The organism is Agromyces allii (assembly GCF_009749385.1).
Taxonomy (GTDB): Bacteria; Actinomycetota; Actinomycetes; order Actinomycetales; family Microbacteriaceae; genus Agromyces; species Agromyces allii.
Map to the genome: position 1 here is coordinate 83,070 of NZ_WBIN01000003.1, position 20,499 is coordinate 103,568.

Annotated in this window: 19 protein-coding genes; 7 read left to right on the forward strand and 12 right to left on the reverse strand. The window is 70.6% G+C overall.

Features of this window, described 5'->3' with window-relative positions; genetic code table 11:
• Positions 1 to 833 precede the first annotated feature (833 nt).
• From GQR16_RS05085 to GQR16_RS05105, 5 genes are all read right to left on the reverse strand, one after another.
• Complete coding sequence (locus GQR16_RS05085) at positions 834 to 2,084, reverse strand: ammonium transporter (RefSeq protein WP_157414075.1); 1,251 nt, start codon at positions 2,082 to 2,084, stop codon at positions 834 to 836.
• A gap of 157 nt (positions 2,085 to 2,241) precedes the next feature.
• Positions 2,242 to 2,829 (reverse strand): HutD family protein, encoded by a 588-nt coding sequence (locus tag GQR16_RS05090; RefSeq protein ID WP_157414076.1) that lies wholly within the window; start codon positions 2,827 to 2,829, stop codon positions 2,242 to 2,244.
• Positions 2,830 to 2,836: 7 nt separating this feature from the next.
• The gene (locus GQR16_RS05095) at positions 2,837 to 4,135 is read right to left on the reverse strand and encodes an allantoate amidohydrolase (protein ID WP_157414077.1); all 1,299 of its coding nucleotides are present in this window, start codon (positions 4,133 to 4,135) and stop codon (positions 2,837 to 2,839) included.
• Positions 4,132 to 5,355: an FAD-dependent oxidoreductase gene (locus GQR16_RS05100; RefSeq protein WP_246200535.1), complete on the reverse strand. Its 1,224-nt coding sequence runs from the start codon at positions 5,353 to 5,355 to the stop codon at positions 4,132 to 4,134. The genes GQR16_RS05095 and GQR16_RS05100 overlap by 4 nt, the downstream gene beginning before the upstream one ends.
• A 3-nt stretch (positions 5,356 to 5,358) precedes the next feature.
• Positions 5,359 to 6,513, reverse strand: coding sequence for a tyramine oxidase subunit B (locus GQR16_RS05105; RefSeq protein ID WP_157414078.1), 1,155 nt, complete (start codon positions 6,511 to 6,513; stop codon positions 5,359 to 5,361).
• Positions 6,514 to 6,661: 148 nt separating this feature from the next.
• Between GQR16_RS05105 and GQR16_RS05110 the strand changes: the two genes are divergently transcribed.
• Positions 6,662 to 7,582, forward strand: coding sequence for a LysR family transcriptional regulator (locus GQR16_RS05110; RefSeq protein ID WP_157414079.1), 921 nt, complete (start codon positions 6,662 to 6,664; stop codon positions 7,580 to 7,582).
• Between the two features lie 9 nt (positions 7,583 to 7,591).
• Positions 7,592 to 7,963, forward strand: coding sequence for a DUF2200 domain-containing protein (locus GQR16_RS05115; protein ID WP_246200537.1), 372 nt, complete (start codon positions 7,592 to 7,594; stop codon positions 7,961 to 7,963).
• Between the two features lie 44 nt (positions 7,964 to 8,007).
• Here GQR16_RS05115 and GQR16_RS05120 read toward each other — a convergent pair whose 3' ends face one another.
• A complete protein-coding gene (locus GQR16_RS05120; protein WP_157414080.1) occupies positions 8,008 to 8,988 on the reverse strand; it encodes an aldo/keto reductase in 981 nt (326 codons plus the stop codon).
• 132 nt (positions 8,989 to 9,120) lie between these two features.
• On the opposite strand from GQR16_RS05120, the gene GQR16_RS05125 reads away from it, so the two are divergent.
• Positions 9,121 to 10,011: a helix-turn-helix transcriptional regulator gene (locus GQR16_RS05125; protein WP_157414081.1), complete on the forward strand. Its 891-nt coding sequence runs from the start codon at positions 9,121 to 9,123 to the stop codon at positions 10,009 to 10,011.
• 47 nt (positions 10,012 to 10,058) lie between these two features.
• Positions 10,059 to 10,718, forward strand: coding sequence for an RNA polymerase sigma factor (locus GQR16_RS05130; protein ID WP_157414082.1), 660 nt, complete (start codon positions 10,059 to 10,061; stop codon positions 10,716 to 10,718).
• A 3-nt stretch (positions 10,719 to 10,721) separates the two neighbouring features.
• Here the strand turns inward: GQR16_RS05130 and GQR16_RS05135 are convergent, their stop codons facing one another.
• Positions 10,722 to 11,114 (reverse strand): YybH family protein, encoded by a 393-nt coding sequence (locus GQR16_RS05135; RefSeq protein ID WP_157414083.1) that lies wholly within the window; start codon positions 11,112 to 11,114, stop codon positions 10,722 to 10,724.
• Positions 11,115 to 11,244: 130 nt separating this feature from the next.
• On the opposite strand from GQR16_RS05135, the gene GQR16_RS05140 reads away from it, so the two are divergent.
• On the forward strand, positions 11,245 to 11,949 hold the full coding sequence (locus GQR16_RS05140; RefSeq protein ID WP_157414084.1) for a potassium channel family protein: 705 nt from the start codon (positions 11,245 to 11,247) through the stop codon (positions 11,947 to 11,949).
• A 59-nt stretch (positions 11,950 to 12,008) separates the two neighbouring features.
• Here GQR16_RS05140 and GQR16_RS05145 read toward each other — a convergent pair whose 3' ends face one another.
• The 3 genes from GQR16_RS05145 to GQR16_RS05155 form a co-directional block, all read right to left on the reverse strand.
• Positions 12,009 to 12,971, reverse strand: a complete 963-nt coding sequence (locus tag GQR16_RS05145) for a hypothetical protein (RefSeq protein ID WP_157414085.1) — start codon at positions 12,969 to 12,971, stop codon at positions 12,009 to 12,011.
• Between the two features lie 87 nt (positions 12,972 to 13,058).
• On the reverse strand, positions 13,059 to 14,555 hold the full coding sequence (locus GQR16_RS05150) for a catalase (protein ID WP_157414086.1): 1,497 nt from the start codon (positions 14,553 to 14,555) through the stop codon (positions 13,059 to 13,061).
• Between the two features lie 122 nt (positions 14,556 to 14,677).
• Entirely contained in the window at positions 14,678 to 15,109 is a 432-nt protein-coding gene (locus tag GQR16_RS05155) for a Fur family transcriptional regulator (protein ID WP_157414087.1), read from the reverse strand.
• Between the two features lie 120 nt (positions 15,110 to 15,229).
• Here GQR16_RS05155 and GQR16_RS05160 point away from each other — a divergent pair, with 120 nt between their 5' ends.
• Both GQR16_RS05160 and GQR16_RS05165 read left to right on the forward strand, forming a co-directional pair.
• Entirely contained in the window at positions 15,230 to 15,730 is a 501-nt protein-coding gene (locus GQR16_RS05160) for a hypothetical protein (RefSeq protein ID WP_157414088.1), read from the forward strand.
• A 110-nt stretch (positions 15,731 to 15,840) separates the two neighbouring features.
• Complete coding sequence (locus tag GQR16_RS05165) at positions 15,841 to 16,548, forward strand: DsbA family protein (RefSeq protein WP_157414089.1); 708 nt, start codon at positions 15,841 to 15,843, stop codon at positions 16,546 to 16,548.
• Between the two features lie 84 nt (positions 16,549 to 16,632).
• Here the strand turns inward: GQR16_RS05165 and GQR16_RS05170 are convergent, their stop codons facing one another.
• On the reverse strand, positions 16,633 to 17,706 hold the full coding sequence (locus GQR16_RS05170; protein ID WP_246200539.1) for a family 43 glycosylhydrolase: 1,074 nt from the start codon (positions 17,704 to 17,706) through the stop codon (positions 16,633 to 16,635).
• A gap of 38 nt (positions 17,707 to 17,744) precedes the next feature.
• A complete protein-coding gene (locus tag GQR16_RS05175; protein ID WP_246200541.1) occupies positions 17,745 to 20,495 on the reverse strand; it encodes an alpha-L-rhamnosidase in 2,751 nt (916 codons plus the stop codon).
• Positions 20,496 to 20,499: the final 4 nt, after the last annotated feature.

Here is a 20,499-nt window from a genome sequence, read left to right on the forward strand (position 1 = left end):
CCGCCCGTAGAGTTTCTTCAGGTAGTTGACGACGCGACCGTACGAGATCGAATAGGCAAACTATCTGCTCACAGCGAACTCGGCCCCAAAAAGCCGACGCGGCTGACAGCGTGTGAAACACGAGAAGCCCACCTCATGGCGGGCTTCTCGCAAGGAATATTCAAACCAGCCGGTTGCCGCCGGCACTAGTTGATAGGAACCTTATTGGGTACCCACTCGCACCATCCTACCCACATCCCCCAACGCTCCGGCAAGCCTTCCGGGAAGCCGAAGCACCGATATGAGGGACCCTTCACACACGGCTTTCGCGTGATGACGAAGGGCATCACACAAGTCATCGGGGCATCTGCGGCCCTCGTCGCCTCGTGCGCTGGCCTCGCGCTCGCGCTGCCTCCGATCCTGCCGTACCTCTTCTAGACGGGTGACACAGGGCTCGTCGCATCGTCGGCGAGCCCCGCGTCACCCATCGCTCACAGGGCGCCGAAAATCATTCGCGCACCCCGTCAGACAGGCAGCCTGACACGTCACGTGTCACTCCACGACGTGCTCACTCCGAACGCTTGCCTTGCGCACTCGTGCGCACTCCCGGAGTACGCAAAGGGGGTAGGCGAGGTCAATTGGCGTCAGAGTAGGCATGAGAAGGGTAGCCCTTAATGGCCGGTGAACCTGGAGATTCCCCCGGTTTGACTGGTTGCCAGGATTGTGACCCGAGGAGTCCCCCGAGCAGATAGCCCGGGTTCGATTCCCGTCATCGGCTCCACACCGAGGCCCCGTCCGACACAGCGTGAACCGCGTCGCACGGGGCCTCGTGGTTTCCCGGCTGCTCCGATCGGCTACGCGAGCACGTACCCGTCCTCGCCGTGCTGCGCCACGTCGACGCCCGCGAGCTCGTCGGCGTTCTGCACGCGGAAGCCGATCGTCTTCTCGATCCCGGTGCCGATGAGCCAGGTTATGCCGAAGGAATAGATCGCGACGGCGGTCGAAGCGATGACCTGCACGATCAGCTGTTCGAAGTTGCCGCTGAAGAGGAGGCCGGTGTCGGTCGCGAAGAAGCCGAGGAACCAGCATCCGATCAGGCCGCCGATGCCGTGCAGCGCGACGACGTCGAGCGAGTCGTCGAACCCGAGCTTGTACTTGAGCTCGATCGCGAACGCGCAGACGGCGCCGGCGATCACGCCGAGCAGGATCGACCAGCCGGGGGTGAGCGAGTAGCAGGCGGGCGTGATCGCGACCAGACCGGCGATCGCGCCGGAGCCTGCGCCGATCGAGGTCGCCTTGCCGTCCTTCGCGCGCTCCACGAGCACCCAGCCGAGGATGCCCGCAGCCGCCGCGACGAAGGTGTTCAGGATGATCCGACCGAGGCCGTCGAAGCCCGCGGTGGCCGCCGCTCCGCCGTTGAATCCGAACCATCCGACGATCAGGATCGCGACGCCGATCAGGGTCAGCGGCACGTTGTGCGGCTGGTGGGCGCCCTTCGCGAAGCCGATCCGCTTGCCGAGCACGAGGGCCAGGGCGAGCGCTGCGGCCGCGGCGTTGATGTGCACGGCGGTGCCGCCTGCGTAGTCGATCGTCGTGGTCGAGAAGCCGAGCGTGTCGCCGAGCGCGTAGATCCAGCCGGTCGGCGTGCCGTCGGCGTCGAAGCCCCACACCCATCCCTGCACCGGGAAGTACACGAGGGTGACCCAGATACCGGCGAAGAGCATCCAGGGTCCGAAGCGGGCTCGGTCGGCGATCGCACCCGAGACCAGCGCGGTGGTCGCGATGGCGAAGGTCGCGCCGTAGAACACCGCCAACAGGGTGCCGTTGTCGTCGGCCGAGGCCATCGCACTGAGGCCGATGTCGGCGAAGGGGTTGCCGAGCAGGCCGGGAATCAGGTTCCCCTCACCGGGTGACATGAGGCCCATGTTGTAGCCGTAGAGCACCCAGAGCACGCCGACGAGGCCCATCGCCCCGAAGCTCATCATCATCATGCTGACGACCGATTTCGCCTTGACCATGCCTCCGTAGAAGAAGGCGATGCCGGGCGTCATGAACAGGACGATCGCGCCGGCGACGAGGTACCAGGCGAGGTTTCCGCTATCCATCAGTGGGGTTCCTTTCGGGGGTCGGGTGGTTCGGGTGGTTCGGGTGTCGCAGTGGATCGGTGGGTCGGGTGAGGTGCGAGTCGAATGCGGTCGAATGCGGTCGAATGCGGTCGATGTTCCGGGTGAGATCAGCGGGTCGGATGTCGCGGGTCGGGCGTCATGCCCCGGATGTCGCGTCCGGGCGCACGCGCAGCACGGCCCACACGTCTTCGGGGCAAGCCGTGATGCGCGCCGTCCACGGTGGGAGGACCACGCTGCCCGGCGGCAGCGGTCGGGCCTCGGGCGCCGAGGCGGTGCCGGTGAGCACGACGACCGCCGCGACATCCGCTTCGGTGCCGGCGCTCGATCCGAGACCGGCGAGCATCGCGCCGGACCCGATCGAGACGGCCCAATCGGCGCCGACGAGCGATCGACGCAGCATGACGTTCACGACCGTCGCCGGCCGGTCGCCGGAGTCGGCGGTGACGCGATCCTCGCCCCGGAACGCGATGCCCTCGTGCTGCGCCGCCCGGTGGCCGACGCCATCGATCTCGAGGTGCAGCCCGCCGTGGTCGAGCGGGATCAGCAGCCGGTCGAACCCCGTGAACTCCGAAAAGGCCGCACGCCCGTCGATCTCGGCGAGGCTGATGCGCCAAGCGGGGCGCGCCACCAGCACGCGCGTGACGCCCCTGCCGTTCCGCCATGGCTCTGCCGCGACATCCGCCGGGCGGACGACCCCGAGTGCGGTGCGAGCAGCGGGGGTCATGGCCGGCCTATCGGGTGAGCAGGTGCTCGAGCACGTCGGCGAGTGCGTCGACGCCCGCGGCGACGTCGGCGGGCTCGGCCGACTCGGCCGGGGTGTGCGAGGCGCCGCTCGGGTTGCGGACGAACAGCATGCCCGTGGAGATGCTCGATGCGAGCACGCCCGCATCGTGGCCCGCCCCCGTGTCGAGCACGGGGGCGCCGGGCAGCACGGCCTGCATGCGATCGCGCAGCTCCGGGTCGAACGACACGGTCGGCGAGAACGACTGCTCGGTCACCGCGAGCGTGCAGTCCTCGGCCTCGGCCGCCCGGCGGGCGTCGGCGACGACCTGCTCCACGATGAGGTGCACCTGCTCCTCCGAGCGATGGCGCACGTCGATCCAGAGGTCGACGGCCGAGGCGATGACGTTCGTCCCGCCCGGCACCACCTTGATGCGCCCGACGGTGCCGCGGGCATCGTCGACGGCGAGCGCGCGCTGCCGAACGCTGCGGATCGCTTCGGATGCCACGACCACCGGGTCGCTCCGGTCGGCCATTCGCGTGGCGCCCGCATGGTCGCCGCGACCCTCGATCCGCAGATGCCAGCGGCCGTGCGCGATGATCGCGCCGGCGAGCGCGACGGGCTGGTCGAGGTCGACGAGCCCGCGGCCCTGCTCGACGTGGAGTTCGACGAAGGCCGAGATGTCGCCCAGGCGATCCGGGTCCGGGCCGATGCCGGAGGCGTCGAAGCCCGCGCCCGCGGCGACCTCGTCGAACGTCGAGCCCGAGTCGTCGACCAGCGCGTGCACCCGCTCCGGCGCCACCGCCCCCGCGAGGAGCCGGGAACCGAGGCACGCGATGCCGAACCTCGACCCCTCCTCCTCGGGGAAGACCGCGACGGCGAGCGGCCGCACCGGACGGACGCCGCGATCCCGCAGCAGATCGACGGCCGCGAGCGCGCTCGCGACGCCCAGCGGCCCGTCGAAGTTGCCGCCGCCGGGCACCGAGTCGAGATGCGAGCCCGTCACGATCACGTCGCGTCGTACCGGCGCCGGTGCGCCGGAGTCCGACGGCCCCGGCACGTCCCACCATGCCCAGATGACGCCGTTCCGGTCGGTATCGACCGTCAATCCGCGAGCCGCGGCGTGGGCCGCGAACCAGCTCCGCAGGCGCAGCTCGGCGGGCGAGAACACCGGACGCGTGTAGCCGCCGCGATCGGGATCGAGGCCGATCCCCTCGATCTCGGCCAGCAGCGCGTTCGCATCGCCGCGCGTGCCCGTGACGCTCGCGGCGAGGTCGATCTCGCCCGTGACGACGGCCGCGCCGCTCATGCCGCCACCGCGAACCGCTGCCCGGCCGCACGGAACCGCTCGGCGGCCTGCCCCGACCCGGCCACGAGGTCGAGCACCAGCTCGCCGAGCAGCGGCGCGAACTTCGCGCCCTGCCCGGAACAGGGCGACACGACGGTGATGCCCTCGGCGCGGTCGATGATCATGTCGTCGCGCGGCACGTTCGTGAACAGGCACGTGGTCTCCGCATAGGGTTCGGGCGCCATGCCCGGCGCGAACCGTTCGACGAACCCGACCACGCGCGCGCGGTTTGCCGCGTCGATCACGCCGTCCTGATCGCGAGCGGAGGGGATCACCCGACCTGCGTTGTACTCGGCGATCTTCTGCCCGCGGAAGTCCGCGTCGCGCCCGCCGGGCAGGCTGTACGTCTGGATGTCCTCGCCCTTGTAGATGAACGTCGGCCAGGAGGTGGCCGCGTCGGGAGGGGTCTCGCCCTGCTGCCGCTCGTCGCGGTACCGGAAGTGGAACGCGTTCTCCTGCCGCACCTCGAACTGCGGCAGTGCGTCCAGGAACCCGGTCGGCAGGTCGAGCCCGTCGAGCAGGGCCGGCAGCCAGCCGCCCGCCGCGACGATCACCTGCTGCGCATGCACGGTCTCGCCGGTCGCCGAGGTGACGAGGTACCCGGTGGAGGCGCGACGCACGGTCGCGGCCTCCCAGCGGAGGCGAACCTCGGCCCCCGCCACCTGCGCCAGCTCGAGCATCGTCTCCACCGAGCGCTCGGCGTCGATGACCCCGGCCCCCGGGTGCCAGAGCACCTCGGTGTCGAAGTCGAGCTGCGGCCATCTGGCCTGCGCCTCGGCGCTGCCGAGCAGCTCGTGCTCGACGCCCGTCGCCGCCAGCACTCGTGCGAGGCCGCGCGGGTCGCGGACCGCACCGAAGTCGAGCGAGCCGCTCGGGGTGATCAGGCGCCGTCCGCTCGCCGCCTCGAGCTCGTCCCAGCCGGGCTTGGCCTGCATGACGAGGCGAGCGTAGAAGGGATCGGGGTAGGCGTACCGGAAGATGCGGGCGGAACCGTGCGAGCTGCCGAGGGCCGAGGCAGGCACGTCGCGCTCGAGCACGATCACGTCCGCACCGGACTGGGCCAGCCGCCAGGCCGCAGCGGCTCCGGTCAAACCGGCGCCGATGACCGCGTAGGTCGCCGATTCGGCCCTCGGGTTCGGGTTCGGAAGGTCGTCCATGGGTTCGCGGATCTCGTTGGACATGGCTCAGGCCAGATCCGGCGTGTTCCAGAGGTTCAGCTTCGTGCCGATGCCCAGCTCGACGGCGTTCTCGTAGACGGTCTTCGCCCAGGCCACGTCTTCGACGCCCATGCCGCCGACGCTGAAGAGCACGGGCTGCTCATCGAACTCTCGCCCGACCGCGCTGCCGTCGAAGACATCGCCGATGTTGACGACCTTGGACTCGTCGAGCTCGCCCGCGTCGATGAGGTCCTGCCAGTACAGCCCGATCATGCCGAAGGCGGTCTCGTGCGACGGCGCCGGGTACTCCTCGGCCCAGGCCTCGTAGATCTTCTTCGCGTCGGCGATGAGCCGCGCCTTGCCCGAGAGGGTGTACTCCTTGTCCATGCGGAGGTTCGCGGGCAGGCTCAGGAACGCACCGGGCTTGATCCAGTCGCCGTCGATGTACGGGTAGTTCTCCGATCCGACGAGTCCGGTCACGGCCTCAGACACGATGTCGGAGTCGCGAACGGCCGCTTCGACCGAGTCGGCGATCTCGATGGTGGTGAACTGCGGGTAATGCGTCTTGACGTAGGTCGCGAACGCCTCGGAGGTCGATCGACGGCGCCCGTTGATTCGGATCGTGTCGAGCGTCGGGCGCGCCGTCGTCATGGCGTGCAGCGCGCTCTTGTTCATCGCGCCCGGGCCGATGATGCCGAGCGACGTCGCGTTCACCGGGGCGAGCTTCTTCGCGGCCGCACCCGGAACCGCGGCGGTGCGGTAGGCGCTCTCGAGGTTGCCCGACATGATCGCGAACGGTGCACCCGTCTGCTTGTCGTTCAGCACGATGAGGTGGATGGATCGCGGCAGCCCCTGCTCGCGGTTGTCGATGTTCGAGCCGTACCACTTGACGCCCGCGGTGTCGAAGCGCCCGCCGAGGTAGGCGGCCATCGCCATGAACCGGCGGTCGGCGGCATCGAGCGGCATCGTCGGGAAGGGCGAGCTCTGCGGAAAGCTGATCTGCGCGCCGTGGGAGTTCGCCGAGTTGCCGGCCATGCGATAGTCGCCCTTCGCGACGAGGATCAGCACCTCCTCCATGACGTCCATGCAGCGCGCCATATCCTTCACGCCGGCCGCGATCACCTCGGGCTCGCTGAGGTAGAGCATGTCGATGCGGGTGCTGGAAGCGGTGTCGGAAGTCATTCGTCGGTCCTTCAACTCGGGAAGCATGTGATCAGAAAACCCACCCGGACAACGCCCGGTCAAATACCAGTTTCGACGTGGATTGAGAGCGATTCGCTCGCAATCCACATGTAACGGCGCCGTAATACGAGGCCCGTACCGTGCCGCCATGGAACTGCGTCAACTGCGCTACTTCGTGGCCGTCGCCGACGAGCTCCACTTCGGGCGCGCGGCACGACGGCTGCACATGTCGCAGCCTCCGCTGAGCGTGCAGGTCGCCCGTCTCGAGCAGGAGGTCGGGGTGCCGCTGTTCGAACGCAGCACCCGGCGGGTGACGCTTACCGCGGCCGGCCGCCACCTGCAGGCGAGAGCCCGCCGGATCCTCGACGAGGCCGAGTCGGTCCGCACCGAGATGCGCGACTTCGCCGACGGCCTGGCGGGCGAGCTCACCGCCGGATTCGTCAGCTCGGCGAACTACACGGTGCTGCCCGGGGTCGTCCAGCTGTTCCGGGCGAGGCGGGCCGGGGTCTCGCTCTCGCTGGTTCCGCTCACCTCGGGCGAGCAGCTCGAGCGGCTGAGCGACGGCTCGCTCGACGTGGGCATCGTGCGCGACGAGGTGCCCGACGCGGAGGCGACGGATGTCTCGGCCGCGGCCTTGGCCACCGAGGTCGTCTTCGAGGAACGACTCGTCGCCTGCCTCCCGATCGACCACCCGCTTGCGGGGCTCGACGAGGTGACCGCGACGCAGATCCTCGAGGTTCCCTTGATCTCCTATCCGAGGTCGTTGATGCGCGGCTACGTCGACCGGGTCTCCGAGGTGCTGGCGCACGCGGGCGGTGCCGCGAACGTGGTCGAGGAGGTCGTGCATCAGGAGACGGCCCTCGGATTCGTCGCCGCGGGGGTGGGTGCCAGCATCCTGCCCGAGTCGGTCAGACAGCTGGTTCCGCCGTCGATCGCCGTGGTGCAGCTCGCCGGATCCCCGACGACGCGGCTGCTCGCGGCGCGATCAGCCCGTCCGGCGAACGGCGCCGTCTGCGCCGCGTTCGTCGGCTGCCTGCACGACGCCGCGCGCGAGCTGAGGGTGGGTTAGCCTGCAACCATGGTCGAGAGCGCCCAGCACAAGGAACACCGCATCTTCGGCATGACGTTCGCGAGCCTCTACCCGCTCTACGTGCAGAAGGTCGAGCGCAAGGGCCACAGCAGCAGCGAGGTCGACGAGGTGCTCGCCTGGCTCACCGGCTACGACAAGGGCGGACTCGATCGCGTCATCGCCGACGGCACCGACCTGCGCACGTTCTTCGCCGAGGCGCCGGCCATGAACTCGAACACGTCGCTCATCACGGGCGTCATCTGCGGCATGCGGGTCGAGGAGATCGAAGATCCGCTCATGCAGAAGATCCGTTACATGGACAAGCTGGTCGACGAGGTCGCGCGCGGCAAGAAGATGACGTCGATCCTACGATCGGCCTAGCTGCCAGCCGACGCACGATCCTTCGAGGTCACGATCCCTCGAAGTCACCGATCGACGCTGGCCATGTTCACCTCGTCGTGCCGCTCTCCCGCAGCGGGTTCGAGCGCGTCGAGTCGATCGATCTGATCGGCCGTCAGCTCGACCAGATCGGCCGCGGTGTTCTCCTCGACCCGCGCGACACGACGGGTGCCCGGGATCGGTGCGATGTCGCCGCCCCGCGTGAGCAGCCACGCGAGCGCGGTCTGCGCCGAGGTCGCACCCGACTCCGCGCCGATCGCCCGCACTTCGTCGACGATGCGGAGGTTGCGCGAGAAGTTCTCGCCAGTGAACCGCGGATTCGTCTTGCGCCAGTCGTCGTCGGCGAAGTCGTCGACGGTGCGCACCTGACCGGTCAGCAGTCCGTGTCCGAGCGGCGAGTACGGCACGAGCCCGATGCCGAGTTCGCGGAGCAGCGGCAGGATCTCGTCCTCGACGTCTCGCGTCCAGAGCGAGTACTCGGTCTGCAGCGCGGACACGGGCTGCACGGCGTGGGCCCGGCGGATCGTTTCGGGCGAAGCCTCGGAGAGTCCGAAGTGCAGCACCTTGCCCTCGGCGATCAGTTCGGCGACCGCACCGGCGGTCTCCTCGATGGGCACCGCGCGGTCCACCCGGTGCTGGTAGAACAGGTCGATCCGATCGGTTCCGAGACGTCGCAACGACCCCTCGACGGCCGCCCGGATGTTGGCTGCGCTGCTGTCGGTCACGCCCGGTCCACCGCCCGAGTGGGAGACGAGACCGAACTTCGTCGCCACCACGACCTCGTCGCGTCGGCCCCTGATCGCCGCCCCGACGACCCCCTCGCTGTGGAAGGGCCCGTAGATCTCGGCCGTGTCGATGTGGGTCACGCCGAGGTCGAGCGCCCGGTGGATCGTGCGGATCGACTCGCCGTCATCGACGGCGCCCTCGGTCGTGTAGGTGCCGGCCATGGTCATCGCGCCGAGTCCGATGCGTGAGACGTCGAGGCTGCCGAGGTGTGCGTGCTTCATGGGTCTTCTCCTGTCATGACCGGTGCGGTCGGAGTTCCAGTCAAGATCGCGCCGCTTCGACTGGGGAGTCACCACCTATCCGGTTAATGCCAGTGCCGGCCTCGGAGAAGACGGCGGGCGTACATTCGGGGCATGGACGCGGCATCCGACATTCGCGAGTTCCTGACCTCGCGACGGGCCAGGCTCACTCCCGCGGATGCCGGTCTGCCGAACTTCGGCGGTCGCCGCCGAGTGCCCGGCCTTCGACGCGAGGAGGTCGCGCTGCTCGCCGGCATGAGCGTCGAGTACTACGTGCGCCTCGAGCGCGGCAACGCCACCGGCGTCTCCGAAGCCGTGCTCGACGGCGTGATCCGTGCGCTGCAGCTCGACGATGCCGAACGCGCGCATCTGCACGACCTGGTGCGCACCGCGAACGAAGGCGCCCATCCGCGTCGTCGACGGGCGAGCGCTCGCTCACAGCAGGTGAGGCCGGGGGTGCGCCAACTCCTGGACGCCATGACCGACGTGCCCGCGTTCGTGCAGAACGGCCGTCTCGACATCCTCGCCATCAATCAGCTCGGCGAGGCGGTGTTCTCCGTGCTCTACGTGCAGCCGCAACGACCCGCGAATTTCGCCCGCTTCGTGTTCCTCGACCCGCGCTCCGGCGCGTACTACCGGGATTGGGACGACGCCGCCCGCCAGACCGTCGCGCTCCTGCGATCGGAGGCAGGCCGGTCGCCGCACGACCGCGCGCTCAGCGACCTCATCGGCGAGCTCTCGACGCGGAGCGACCGGTTTGCGGTGCTGTGGGCCTCCCACGACGTGCGCGACCACCGCACCGGGGCCAAGCGCATCACCCACCCCGTCGTCGGCGACCTCGACCTGGACTACGAGGTCATGGATCTCTCGACGGATCGCGGCCTGCAGCTCATCGCGTACAGCGCGGCACCCGGGTCGCTCACCGCCGACGCCCTCAGGCTCCTGAGCAGCTGGTCGGCGACGCGCGACGAGGCGAACCGGATGGAACCCGCCGCGGACGAGTGAGTGGCAGCCGCCGCAGTGGGCAGACCACGCAGACGTAGTCTGAGTCGATGCAGAACACCGCCGATGCCGCCGATACGGGCAGCGAAACCGACGACGGCCGTCGCGCCTCGCTCGTCGCGATGATCTCGGGCGACCCCGAACGGCTGCGACGACGCAGCATCTCGCTGGGTGTCGCCCGCGACGACGCCGACGACGTCGCGCAGACCGTGCTGCTCCGGGCATGGCGCTCGATCGAACGCCTGCACGCGCCCGAGGTCGGCCAGATGTGCTCGTGGCTCGACACCATCGCGCGCAACGCGGCGATCGACCTCGCGCGTCAGAAGGCGCGGCGCCCGGCGGTTCGGCTCGACGACGGCTTCGGCTCCGCAGACGGCGGCGGTGCGGATGCCGCGGGCGGGCGTGGCGCATCCGGCGGCGTCGTCGTGGCCTCCGCGGCGAACGTGTCGGGCGAGGTCGAGACGCGCCTGCTCCTCGACGGCGCCCTGCAGGCGATCAACGCGCTGCCCGAGTCGCTGCGGCGGCCGTTGCTGCTGAGCGTCGCCGACGAGCTGCCCGCCGCCGAGATCGCCGAGCGGCTCGGCATCACCACCGCGGCGGTCAGGCAGCGCATCACGCGGGCGCGCAAGGCGATCGCGGGCTGCCGGGAATCGGGCATGTCCGACGCGTGCGCCGTGCCCGCGGCATCCGGCAAGCCCGCGGCATCCTGAACCTCAGGCGGTGCCGAACGGGTTGTCGACCGCGTAGCGCCAGCCGTGCGCCTCGTCGAAGACGGCGACATCGGCCGTGGTTCCGGCGAGCGCGATCTCGGAGCCGTCGGGGCCAGTGCCGGTGATGGTCCAGTCCGCGATCGCGAGACCGGTGTCGCCGCTCTGGAAGACGTGGCGAACGGTCATGGCGATGGGCAGGTTCAGGCCGAGGAACTGCTCGAGGGCGCCGCGCACCGCGGCCTCGCCCTGCACGGGGTGGCCGGGCGCAGGCACGAACACCACGTCGTCGACGTTGAGCGCCATCAGGCCGTCGAGGTCGCGGGCGTTGAAGCGGTCGGCGAACGCGAGGTTGAGCTGGTCGAGCGAGGTGACGGGCGTTGCGGTGGTGCTGGTCACGAGTGCGGTCCTTTCACGGGTGGGGCCGACCCGCTGCCGGCCTCTACGGTGGAAGACGCCGCCCTCCTCGGCGTTGTGACATGTCGGACTGGTCCTCGGCGCGGTTCCGTGGCGGTCGTACGATGCGTGCATGACACGGCAGCAGCGCTGGCAGCAGTTCATGGACTGGCCGTTGACGGCCGCCGCCCTGATCTTCCTCGTCGCGTACTCGTGGGAAGTGATCGGCGACCTCGACGGGCCCGAGGCGGTGATCGCGGAGTCCGTCATCTGGGCGACCTGGGCGGTGTTCGTGCTCGACTACGTCGTCAACCTCACGCTCGCCACCCGCCGATGGCACTGGTTCACCCGGCACATCTTCGATCTGCTCGTGGTCGTGCTGCCGATGCTGCGGCCCCTGCGCATGCTGCGCCTGGTGACGATCCTCGCGGTGCTCCAGCGAACGACCGGCGGCGCGATCCGCGGGCGCGTGGTGGTCTACGCGGCGGGCGCGTCGCTGCTCCTCGTCTACGTCGCCGCCCTGGCCGCGCTCGACGCCGAGCGCGATCACGGGTCGATCCAGACGCTCGGCGAGGGCCTCTGGTGGGCGTTCGTGACGATCACGACCGTGGGCTACGGCGACCTGTACCCGGTGACGCCGACCGGCCAGCTCGTCGCCGTCGGCGTGATGGTGGCCGGCATCGCGCTGATCGGCGTCGTGACGGCGACCCTCGCGTCGTGGATCGTCGAGAAGGTCAGCGTGCAGCAGGAGGTCGAGGAGGCGATCACCCGCGCCCACGTCGAGACGCTGACCGAGGAGATCCGCAAGCTGCGCGAGCTCGTGTCGTCGAAGCTCTGAATCCGGGCGCCCCGCACGCCCACCATCCGGCGCCCGACCTGTCGGTTCGCGCAGCAGGGTCAGGCTCGCGCGGTCGTCTGCGAGCGAGCGGATGCCGCGGCCCACGCGCGCCCGATGATCGCCGCCGAGACGACGGCCGCGGCGATCATGCCGAGCCCGACCACGACGCTCGCCACGGCCGGAGTCGAGGCCCAGAGGATCGCGCCGACGACCGAGGCGACCAGGCCGACGGCGACGAACCCCGCGAGAGGTGCCCACACGCGCACCGCTGCCGCCGAGGCCGCTGCGGCGACGAGGAGCGCACCGCCGACGAGCGCGAGGAACGCCCCGACCGGCATGGCCGGCGCGAGCGGTACCCAGACGAACGCGAGGATCGCGAGCACGAGCGTGCGCGGGCCGTTCCCGCTTCGGCCCGCGGAGCCGGCGACGGCCACCGCGATCACGGCGAGCAGTTGCGCGAGCACGAGGCCAACGATCGTGACCGTCGAGATCCACATGCCGACGGATGCTGCGAGCAGGCCTCCGACGATGAACGCGAGCCAGGCGATCACGAACGCCGAGAACGCCAGCAGGAGGGGACCGCGGGCGAGCACGCGCGCGTACTCGGCGGGCCCGAATCGCGGCAGGTACGGCGAGGCGCCGGCCGGGGCCGCATCGCGCACGTCGACTTCGACGTCGGCGTCGTGGCGCGCGACGTCGCCGCCCTCGAGCTGGGTGACGAGCGAGTTCTCGAGCACGGTGAGGGCGTTGCCCTCGTCTCGCGCCGACATCCGCTCGTCGAACCAGGGGCCGTCGACCGGACCGTCGAGCCTGACCGTCGGGTACTGGCCGTACACGCCGACGCTGCCGCGATACGCCTCGAACGTGAGCACGCGCGCGCCCGTCGCCGTGGTCTGGTCGATGACCCGCAGCTGCTTGTCGTCGCGGAGTGCGAACGCGTAGGTGCGCGGAGTCTCGCCCGTGCGATCGCGCAGCTCACCGGCGATGCGCAGGGCGAGGGGTCGGGCGTTCGGCTTGGTCACTGGGCCTCCACAAGCGACCACCCTACTGAGCGGGCGATGACCGCAGGGCGCGGATTCGCGACATCCGCACCCTGCGGCGACGATCGCCTAGCTCGGGGTGCCGACCGGCTCGACCGCGGCCTCGGGCGCCTCGGCCCCTGCCGTGAGCGCGGCGCGCAGTGCGGCGCCGAGCTCGGCGTCGACGTTCGTCCAGTAGGCGATCGCGCGCTCGCGGATGTCGGGGCGCGTCACGCCGCCGACGGCGCCCGTGATGGTCGTGAGGAACCGCTCGCGCGCTGCGTCGTCGAACACCTCGCGGTAGAGCGCGCCGGCCTGGCCGAAGTCGCTGTCGTCGGCGTGCAGGGTCGCGGCGGCGCGCACGAGCTCGCCGTCGGACTCCCACGAGCCCTCGCCCGCGCGGGCCGGGTCGGCGACCGGGCCGCCGAAGCTGTTCGGCGCGTACACCGGCGCGGTGGGCGCGTTGAAGCCGTGACGCTGGGCGCCGTCCTGCGAGTAGTTGTGCACCGGCGCGGCGTGCGGGGCGTTCACCGGGATCTGGTTGTAGTTGGTGCCGACGCGGTACCGCTGCGCGTCGGGGTAGCTGAACACGCGCGCCATCAGCATCTTGTCGGGGCTGATGTCGGTGCCGGGCACCTGGTTCGCGGGCGAGAACGCGGCCTGCTCGATCTCGGCGAAGTGGTTCTGCGGGTTGCGGTTCAGCGTGAAGTGACCGACCGGGATCAGCGGGTAGTCGCTGTGCGGCCACACCTTCGTGAGGTCGAACGGGTTGAAGCGGTACCCGGCGGCGTCGGCGTAGGGCATGACCTGCACCTTGACGTCCCACGTGGGGAACTCGCCGCGCTCGATCGCCTCGTAGAGGTCGCGCCGGTAGAAGTCCGCATCCGCACCGGCGATCGCCTCGGCCTCGATGCCGTCGATGTTCTCGACGCCCTGACGCGCGATGAAGTGGTACTTCACCCAGAAGCGCTCGCCCTCGGCGTTGATCCACTGGTACGTGTGCGAGCCGTAGCCGTTCACGTGACGCCACGACTTCGGCAGGCCGCGGTCGCCCATGAGGTAGGTGACCTGGTGGGCCGACTCGGGCGAGAGGGTCCAGAAGTCCCACTGCATGTCGGCGTCGCGCAGGCCCGAGCCCGGCAGGCGCTTCTGCGAGTGGATGAAGTCGGGGAACTTGATCGCGTCGCGGATGAAGAACACCGGGGTGTTGTTGCCGACGATGTCGAGGTTGCCCTCGGTCGTGTAGAACTTCAGCGCGAAGCCGCGCACGTCGCGCCACGTGTCGGGCGAGCCCATCTCGCCGGCGACCGATGAGAAGCGCAGCAGCGTCTCGCTCGTCGCGCCGGGCTGGAACACCGCCGCACGCGTGTAGGCCGAGACGTCCTCGGTCACGACGAGCTCGCCGAACGCGCCGCCGCCCTTCGCGTGCACGATGCGCTCGGGGATGCGCTCGCGGTTGAACTGGGCGAGCTTCTCGACGAGGTACCGGTCGTGCAGCGCGGTGGCGCCGTCGGCTCCGGCGGTCAGCGAGTGCGCGTCGCTCGCGACCGGGGTTCCGGTCTGGGTGGTCGTGTAGTGCTCGTGCATGGTGCTCCTTCTGTTCGGTAGGGCGAACTGTTCGGTAGGGATCGCGCGGAGCGGATGCCGCGGCATCCGTATTCCGGCGCGACGAACGGACCGCCCGTGGTGGGCGGTGCGATGCGATGCGCTTACTCGGCGGTGGTGTCGTTCGCCTGGCAGTCGGGGCAGAGGCCCCAGAACGTGACCTCGGCCGTCTGGATCGCGAATCCGGACGTCGTGGACGGGGTCAGGCACGGCGCATGGCCGACGACGCAGTCCACATCGGCGACCGCTCCGCACCGGGAGCAGACGACGTGGTGGTGGTTGTCGTCGATGCGCCGCTCGTAGAGCGCCGCAGACCCCGCCGGCTCGATGCGGCGGATGAGGCCCGCCGCGGTGAGGTCGGCGAGGATGTTGTGCACCGACTGGATCGACGTCTTGGGCAGGTCGCGGGATATCGCCCGCAGCACCTGCTCGGCGTCGGAGTGCGCCATGGAGTCCAGCGCCTCGAGGACGGCGACCCGGCCAGTGGTCGCCTTGAGCCCGGCACTGCGCAATGCCGAGTCGAGCGTGGTCTCCATGCCTTCGACCCTACCCCACTTGTTTTGAATTACTCAAAACTACTGACGGGCGACTCCCAGTCTCGCGGGCGCCCGTTTTGCTACGTTGAGCGGGCCCCGCCCATCGACGAGGACCGCCCCATGATCGCCTCCGCCGCACCCGCACCCGCACCCACGCCCCCGCTCGCGCGCCTGCGCCGTGCGGTGCTGATCGCGGCGCTCGTGGTGGGCACGATCGTCGGCCTGCTGATCTCGCACGCCGACGACCTGCGGCACGACCTCGTGACGGGGGCGGGTGCGGGTGCCGCGACCGCGACCGCGACCGCGACCGCGATCCATCACGCATCGGATGCCTCGGCCGGGCCGAGCACGTCGACCGCCGGCATCGCAGCGGGCACGGCGGAAGCGACCGTCGCGACCGCCATCGGTCAGCCCGCCGAGGCACCGCACGGAGACCCGCTCGCCGTCTGCCTCACGGTCGCCGCCTGCTTCGCCGTGCTGCTGCTCGGCCTCATCGGGCTGCGACGACTGCCGGCGGCGTTGCGGTTCCTCGCGCGCACGAACGCCGTGCCACCGGCATCCGCACCGTTCGACCTGCCCGCGTCCGTCGAGCGCCGCAAGCTCTGCGTCTTCCTGATCTAGGACCCGGCCTCGGCGTCGACGCGCTTCCGCGCGCCCGGACGCCACGAGAGCCGAGCACGAGATTCCGACGTATCGGCCGACCGCGACGGTCGGCAGGGAGAAGCACGACCATGACCGAACGCATCACCGCGCCCACCGACCAGACCCGCCCCGCCCGCTCGCGGCGCCTGCTCTGGATCAACCTCGCCGCCATCGGCGGACTCATCCTGATCACCGCCGTCGCCCTGTTCGCCATGACGACGGCGGACACCGGCGCAGCTCCTGCCGCACAGGACCCCGCGACCGCCGAGGTCGTACGGCCCGACAGCCACGTGCTCGGCGAGCCCGGCCGCGGCAATGCCGTGCTCGTCGAGTTCCTCGACTTCGAGTGCGAGGCGTGCGGTGCCGCCTACCCGTTCGTGGAGTCGCTGCGCGAGCGCTACGACGGCCAGGTCACGTTCGTGACCCGGTACTTCCCGATCGAGGCGCACCAGAACGCCATGAACGCCGCGATCGCCGCGGAGGCCGCCGCCCGTCAGGGCGCGTTCGTCGAGATGTACCGGATGCTGTTCGTGACGCAGGCCCAGTGGGGCGAGCAGTCGGAGTCGAAGGCGCCGCTCTTCCGGCAGTACGCCGAGGGCCTCGGGCTCGATCTCGCGCAGTACGACCGCGACGTCGCCGACCCCGCGACCGAGCAGCGCGTGCGCGCCGACCAGGCCGAGGGCGCCGCACTCGGCGTGGTCGGCACACCGACCTTCTTCCTCAACGGCGAACGGCTCGAACTCGAGTCGGCCGACGACCTGACCGACGCGCTCGACGCGGCCCTCGCCGAGGGCTGACCCGCCGACATGCCGGTCGAGGAGGCGCGCCGGCGCCGTATCGAGACCAGCGGCCCGCTCGACGGCTGGTCTCGATACGCTCCGCTACTCGACCGGCGGACCGGCCGGGGCAACCTCGTCGAACTCCTCGATCGTCCACTCGTCGCGCCACGAGATGTACGGGCGGTCGCCGTCGAAGCGGATCGGCAGCCACACGTAGTCGGCGAGCGAGGTGTCAGGCTCGCCGAGGTCGATGGCGCCCCACTCGCGCGGCCCCTCGTGCTCGACGTCGAACACCTGCTCGAACAGCGCCGGGATGTCGGGCAGGTCGTCGGGCGGCGAGACGATCCAGCGGTCGGCGATCGCGATGTACAGGTCGCGGCGGTGAGGGTGCTTGAAGATCGACGAGATCTGCGATCGGAACGAGGTGCGCGACTCGTCGTCGGGGTGGGCGTCGCCGAGCACGGTCCACGGCCCGTGGTACGAGTCGGCGGCCGCGAACTCCGACGGGTTCGGGAAGTATCCCGTCGTGCCCGAGGTCGCGAGGTAGTGCCGCCCCTTGCGACGGAAGTACGCGGGCGCCTCGCGCACGAACGGCGGCTGCAACCGCGGGAAGTGCGTCGAGTAGTAGCCCGAGACATCCGTGTAGTCGTCGGTGAGATCGGCGACGATGAGCTCGCTGTGCACGCGCTCGAAGACGTAGTACGCCTTGCCGTCGGAGGGCTCGACGACGAGGTCGAAGTCGCCGGCGTTCATGCCGAGCGGCTTGATGCCGCGGGTCACGAGCTCGTAGGGGCCCGTGATCTCGTCGGCGGTGAAGACGCTCGAGCGCTGCTCGCCGTTGCGGTGCATGACCTTGACCCAGCAGACGAACTTGCCGGTCGCCGCGTTGTGGATGATGTGCGGGCGGTCGGCGAGCTGCGCCGGGTGCAGCGGGTGCGTCTCGTCGTCGAGCACGGGCGGCAGGATCGTGCCGAGGTCGTCCCAGTTGTAGAGGTCCCTCGACGAGTAGGCGCGCACGCCCCAATGCCAGATGCCGTTGCCGGGGGCGGTCTTCTCCTTGTTCTCGCCGAACCAGTAGAAGGTGTCGCCGACGGTGATGATCGACCCGCCGTGGGTGTGGATCCGGTTGCCGTTCGTGTCGAGCCACGGCTGACCCGGCTTGATCGAGTGCTGCACGTGCGTCCTTTCGGAGGTGGGTTCATCGGGTTCGTTCGTCATGAGGCGTCGACCGCCGCGTCCACGGGTGCTTCGGCGACGGATGCCGCGGGCGCGACCTCGTCCTCGTGCGGCCCGCCTCGCCAGCGCCGCCGGGGTCGAGGCGGGTCGGATGCCGCATCCCGCACGGCGCACGTGAAGGTGTGCCGCCCGGCACCGAGGCCGCGCACCTCGCTGCCGTCGGGCAGGTGCACCCTCGCGGTTGCGCCGACCGGGATCAGCACCTCGAGCGTGAACGACTCGCCGTCGCGGCGCCACGACGAGCTCGCGAGCCCGAGCGGGCCGAGGTGGCTCGCCGAGGCCTGCGTGAGTCCGCCGCCGGGGCGCGGGGCGATCCGCAGCTGCGTTCCGCCGGGGGCCGCCGTGTCGAGTCCGGCGATGACCCGGTGCATGAACCCGGCGACCGCGCCGAGCGCGTAGTGGTTGAACGAGGTCATGTCGCCGGGGTTCACGGTGCCGTCGGGCAGCATGCTGTCCCAGCGCTCCCAGATCGTGGTCGCACCCATGCCGACCTGGTAGAGCCACGACGGCAGCTGGTCCTGCAGCAGCAGGTGGTACGCGGCATCCATCGCCCCCGCCTTGGCGAGCGCGTCGCAGATGATGGGCGTGCCCACGAACCCCGTGCTGATGCGGTAGTCGTTCTCGGCGACGAGCTCGACGAGCCGTTCGCCGGCGCGGTGCTCCTGCTCGGCGGTGGCGAACAGGTCGAACACGACGGCGAGCGCGATCGAGGTCGGGGTGTCGCTCACGATGCGCCCGGCGGGCGACAGGTACTCGGCACGGAACGCGGCGAGCGCGCGCTCGGCGATGCCCCGGTAGCGCGCTTCGTCGACGTCGCGCCCGAGCAGGGCCGCGGTGTCGGCCATGATCCGCGCGGTGCGCACGTGGTAGGCCGTGGCGACCAGGTGCTTGTCGGTGTGCGACTGGCCGGGGTTGTCCGGCGGCGCGGCCGGGTCGAGCCAGTCTCCGAGCTGGAATCCGGTGTTCCAGAGTCCCGTCCCGCCCGTGAGCCCGTCGACAAGGTCGACCCACGCGCGCATGCTGTCGTACTGGTCGACGAGCACGCGCGGGTCGCCGTCGTGCTGGTACAGCTCCCACGGCACGATCACCGCGGCATCCCCCCACGCGGCCGTCGGGAAGTTCGGGAACCCGCACTCGATCCACGGCACGAAGTTCGGCACGTGCCCCTGCTCGGCCTGCTCGACGGCGACGTCGCGCAGCCAGCCCGCGAGCGTGCCGTGCGCCGCGTAGAGCCGCAGCGCGGTGGGCGCGAACACCTGGATGTCGCCGGTCCAGCCGAGGCGCTCATCGCGCTGCGGGCAGTCGGTCGGCAGGTCGACGAAGTTGTCGCGCATGCTCCACACGACGTTCTCGTGCAGGCGGTTCAGCGCCGGATGCGAGCTCTCGAACCAGCCGGTGCGCACCATCTCGGTGTGCACGACGAGCGCCTCGACGTCGACCGAATCGGGGTCGCCGGGCCAGTTCTCGAGCTCGGCGTAGCGGAAGCCGTGGATCGTGAACCGCGGCGTCCAGGTCTCGAGGGCATGGCCGCCGTCGGCCCCGTCGTCGGCCCGGTCCGGCCCGGCGCACACGTACTCGTCGATCGACACGGCGGCGCGCAGGGGGCGGATGCCGAGGGCGCCGTTCTCGAGCACCTCGGCGTGGTGCAGCCGCACCGTGTGGCCTGCCGGCCCGCGAAGGCGGATGCGCAGCTTGCCCGACACGTTCTGGCCGAAGTCCAGGCGGATGCGCCCGCCGTCGAGACGCTCGATCGTCTGCGGTCGCAGCGCCTCGATGACCCGCACGGGCGGGCCGGTGGGCGGCTCGAGCTGCGCGTCGAACCCGTCGAGCGGCAGCAGGTGCGGCGTCGCCCATTCGGCGTCGTCGAAGTCGGGGCGGCTCCACCCGTCGGGCAGCAGGCGCGCGTCGTACCGTTCGCCCTCGTAGAGGCCGACCTCGGTGATGGGCGACGGATGCCACGACCACGCGTCCTCGAGCGGCACGCGCACGACCTGCCCGTCGTCGAGCGTGAGCTCGAGCTGCAGCAGCAGCGAGGCATCCGCGCCGTAGACGTTCCAGAGGCCGCCGTCGAAGCCGATGCGGCCGCGGTACCAGCCGTCGGCCAGCCAGGCGCCGATGGTGTTGCGACCCTCGTGGATCGCGTCGGTCACGTCGTACGTCTGCGTGCGCAGCCGGTGGCGATAGCTCGTCCAGCCGGGCGACAGGAGGTCCGCCGAAACGGGCGACCCGTTGAGCTCGAGCTCGTACACGCCGTGGGCGCTCGAGTACACGCGGGCCCGGCGGATGCGCCCGGGGTCGACGCCGAGGTCGGCGGCATCCCAGGTGGCGCGCAGCAGGTAACCCGGGCGCAGGGTCGCCGGTTCGGCGGCCGTGCTCGGGGCGCGCACGGGCTCGGCCGGCGACGGCGAGACGAACGGCACGGCCCAGTCGGCCCGGTCGAGCAGGCCGGCCTCGACGCGCACGGACGCGCTCCACGCGGCATCCGACATCGCAGCCCGCACCCGCATGAGCCCGCCCTCGCGCGAGCGCAGCTCGCCGAACGGCCACGCGACGAGCCGGGTCGAGCCCGATGTCGTGACCGAGCGTTCGACCCGGCCGTCGTCGCGCTCCAGTTCGAGCTCCCACGCGTCGGCGGGTGCCAACGCGATCCACGAGAGTCGCGGACTCGGCTCGCCGATCCCCAGGCCCTCGAGACCCCGGCGGTTCTCGAGCCAGACCTCGCCGACCACGGGC

What these genes read in the sequence shown, in the direction of transcription:
- GQR16_RS05085 (WP_157414075.1), bottom strand. Translation starts at nt 2,084, where the DNA reads ATGGATAGCGGAAACCTCGCCTGGTACCTCGTCGCCGGCGCGATCGTC.
- GQR16_RS05090 (WP_157414076.1), bottom strand. Translation starts at nt 2,829, where the DNA reads ATGACCCCCGCTGCTCGCACCGCACTCGGGGTCGTCCGCCCGGCGGAT.
- GQR16_RS05095 (WP_157414077.1), bottom strand. Translation starts at nt 4,135, where the DNA reads ATGAGCGGCGCGGCCGTCGTCACGGGCGAGATCGACCTCGCCGCGAGC.
- GQR16_RS05100 (WP_246200535.1), bottom strand. Translation starts at nt 5,355, where the DNA reads ATGTCCAACGAGATCCGCGAACCCATGGACGACCTTCCGAACCCGAAC.
- GQR16_RS05105 (WP_157414078.1), bottom strand. Translation starts at nt 6,513, where the DNA reads ATGACTTCCGACACCGCTTCCAGCACCCGCATCGACATGCTCTACCTC.
- GQR16_RS05110 (WP_157414079.1), top strand. Translation starts at nt 6,662, where the DNA reads ATGGAACTGCGTCAACTGCGCTACTTCGTGGCCGTCGCCGACGAGCTC.
- GQR16_RS05115 (WP_246200537.1), top strand. Translation starts at nt 7,592, where the DNA reads ATGGTCGAGAGCGCCCAGCACAAGGAACACCGCATCTTCGGCATGACG.
- GQR16_RS05120 (WP_157414080.1), bottom strand. Translation starts at nt 8,988, where the DNA reads ATGAAGCACGCACACCTCGGCAGCCTCGACGTCTCACGCATCGGACTC.
- GQR16_RS05125 (WP_157414081.1), top strand. Translation starts at nt 9,121, where the DNA reads ATGGACGCGGCATCCGACATTCGCGAGTTCCTGACCTCGCGACGGGCC.
- GQR16_RS05130 (WP_157414082.1), top strand. Translation starts at nt 10,059, where the DNA reads ATGCAGAACACCGCCGATGCCGCCGATACGGGCAGCGAAACCGACGAC.
- GQR16_RS05140 (WP_157414084.1), top strand. Translation starts at nt 11,245, where the DNA reads ATGACACGGCAGCAGCGCTGGCAGCAGTTCATGGACTGGCCGTTGACG.
- GQR16_RS05150 (WP_157414086.1), bottom strand. Translation starts at nt 14,555, where the DNA reads ATGCACGAGCACTACACGACCACCCAGACCGGAACCCCGGTCGCGAGC.
- GQR16_RS05155 (WP_157414087.1), bottom strand. Translation starts at nt 15,109, where the DNA reads ATGGAGACCACGCTCGACTCGGCATTGCGCAGTGCCGGGCTCAAGGCG.
- GQR16_RS05160 (WP_157414088.1), top strand. Translation starts at nt 15,230, where the DNA reads ATGATCGCCTCCGCCGCACCCGCACCCGCACCCACGCCCCCGCTCGCG.
- GQR16_RS05165 (WP_157414089.1), top strand. Translation starts at nt 15,841, where the DNA reads ATGACCGAACGCATCACCGCGCCCACCGACCAGACCCGCCCCGCCCGC.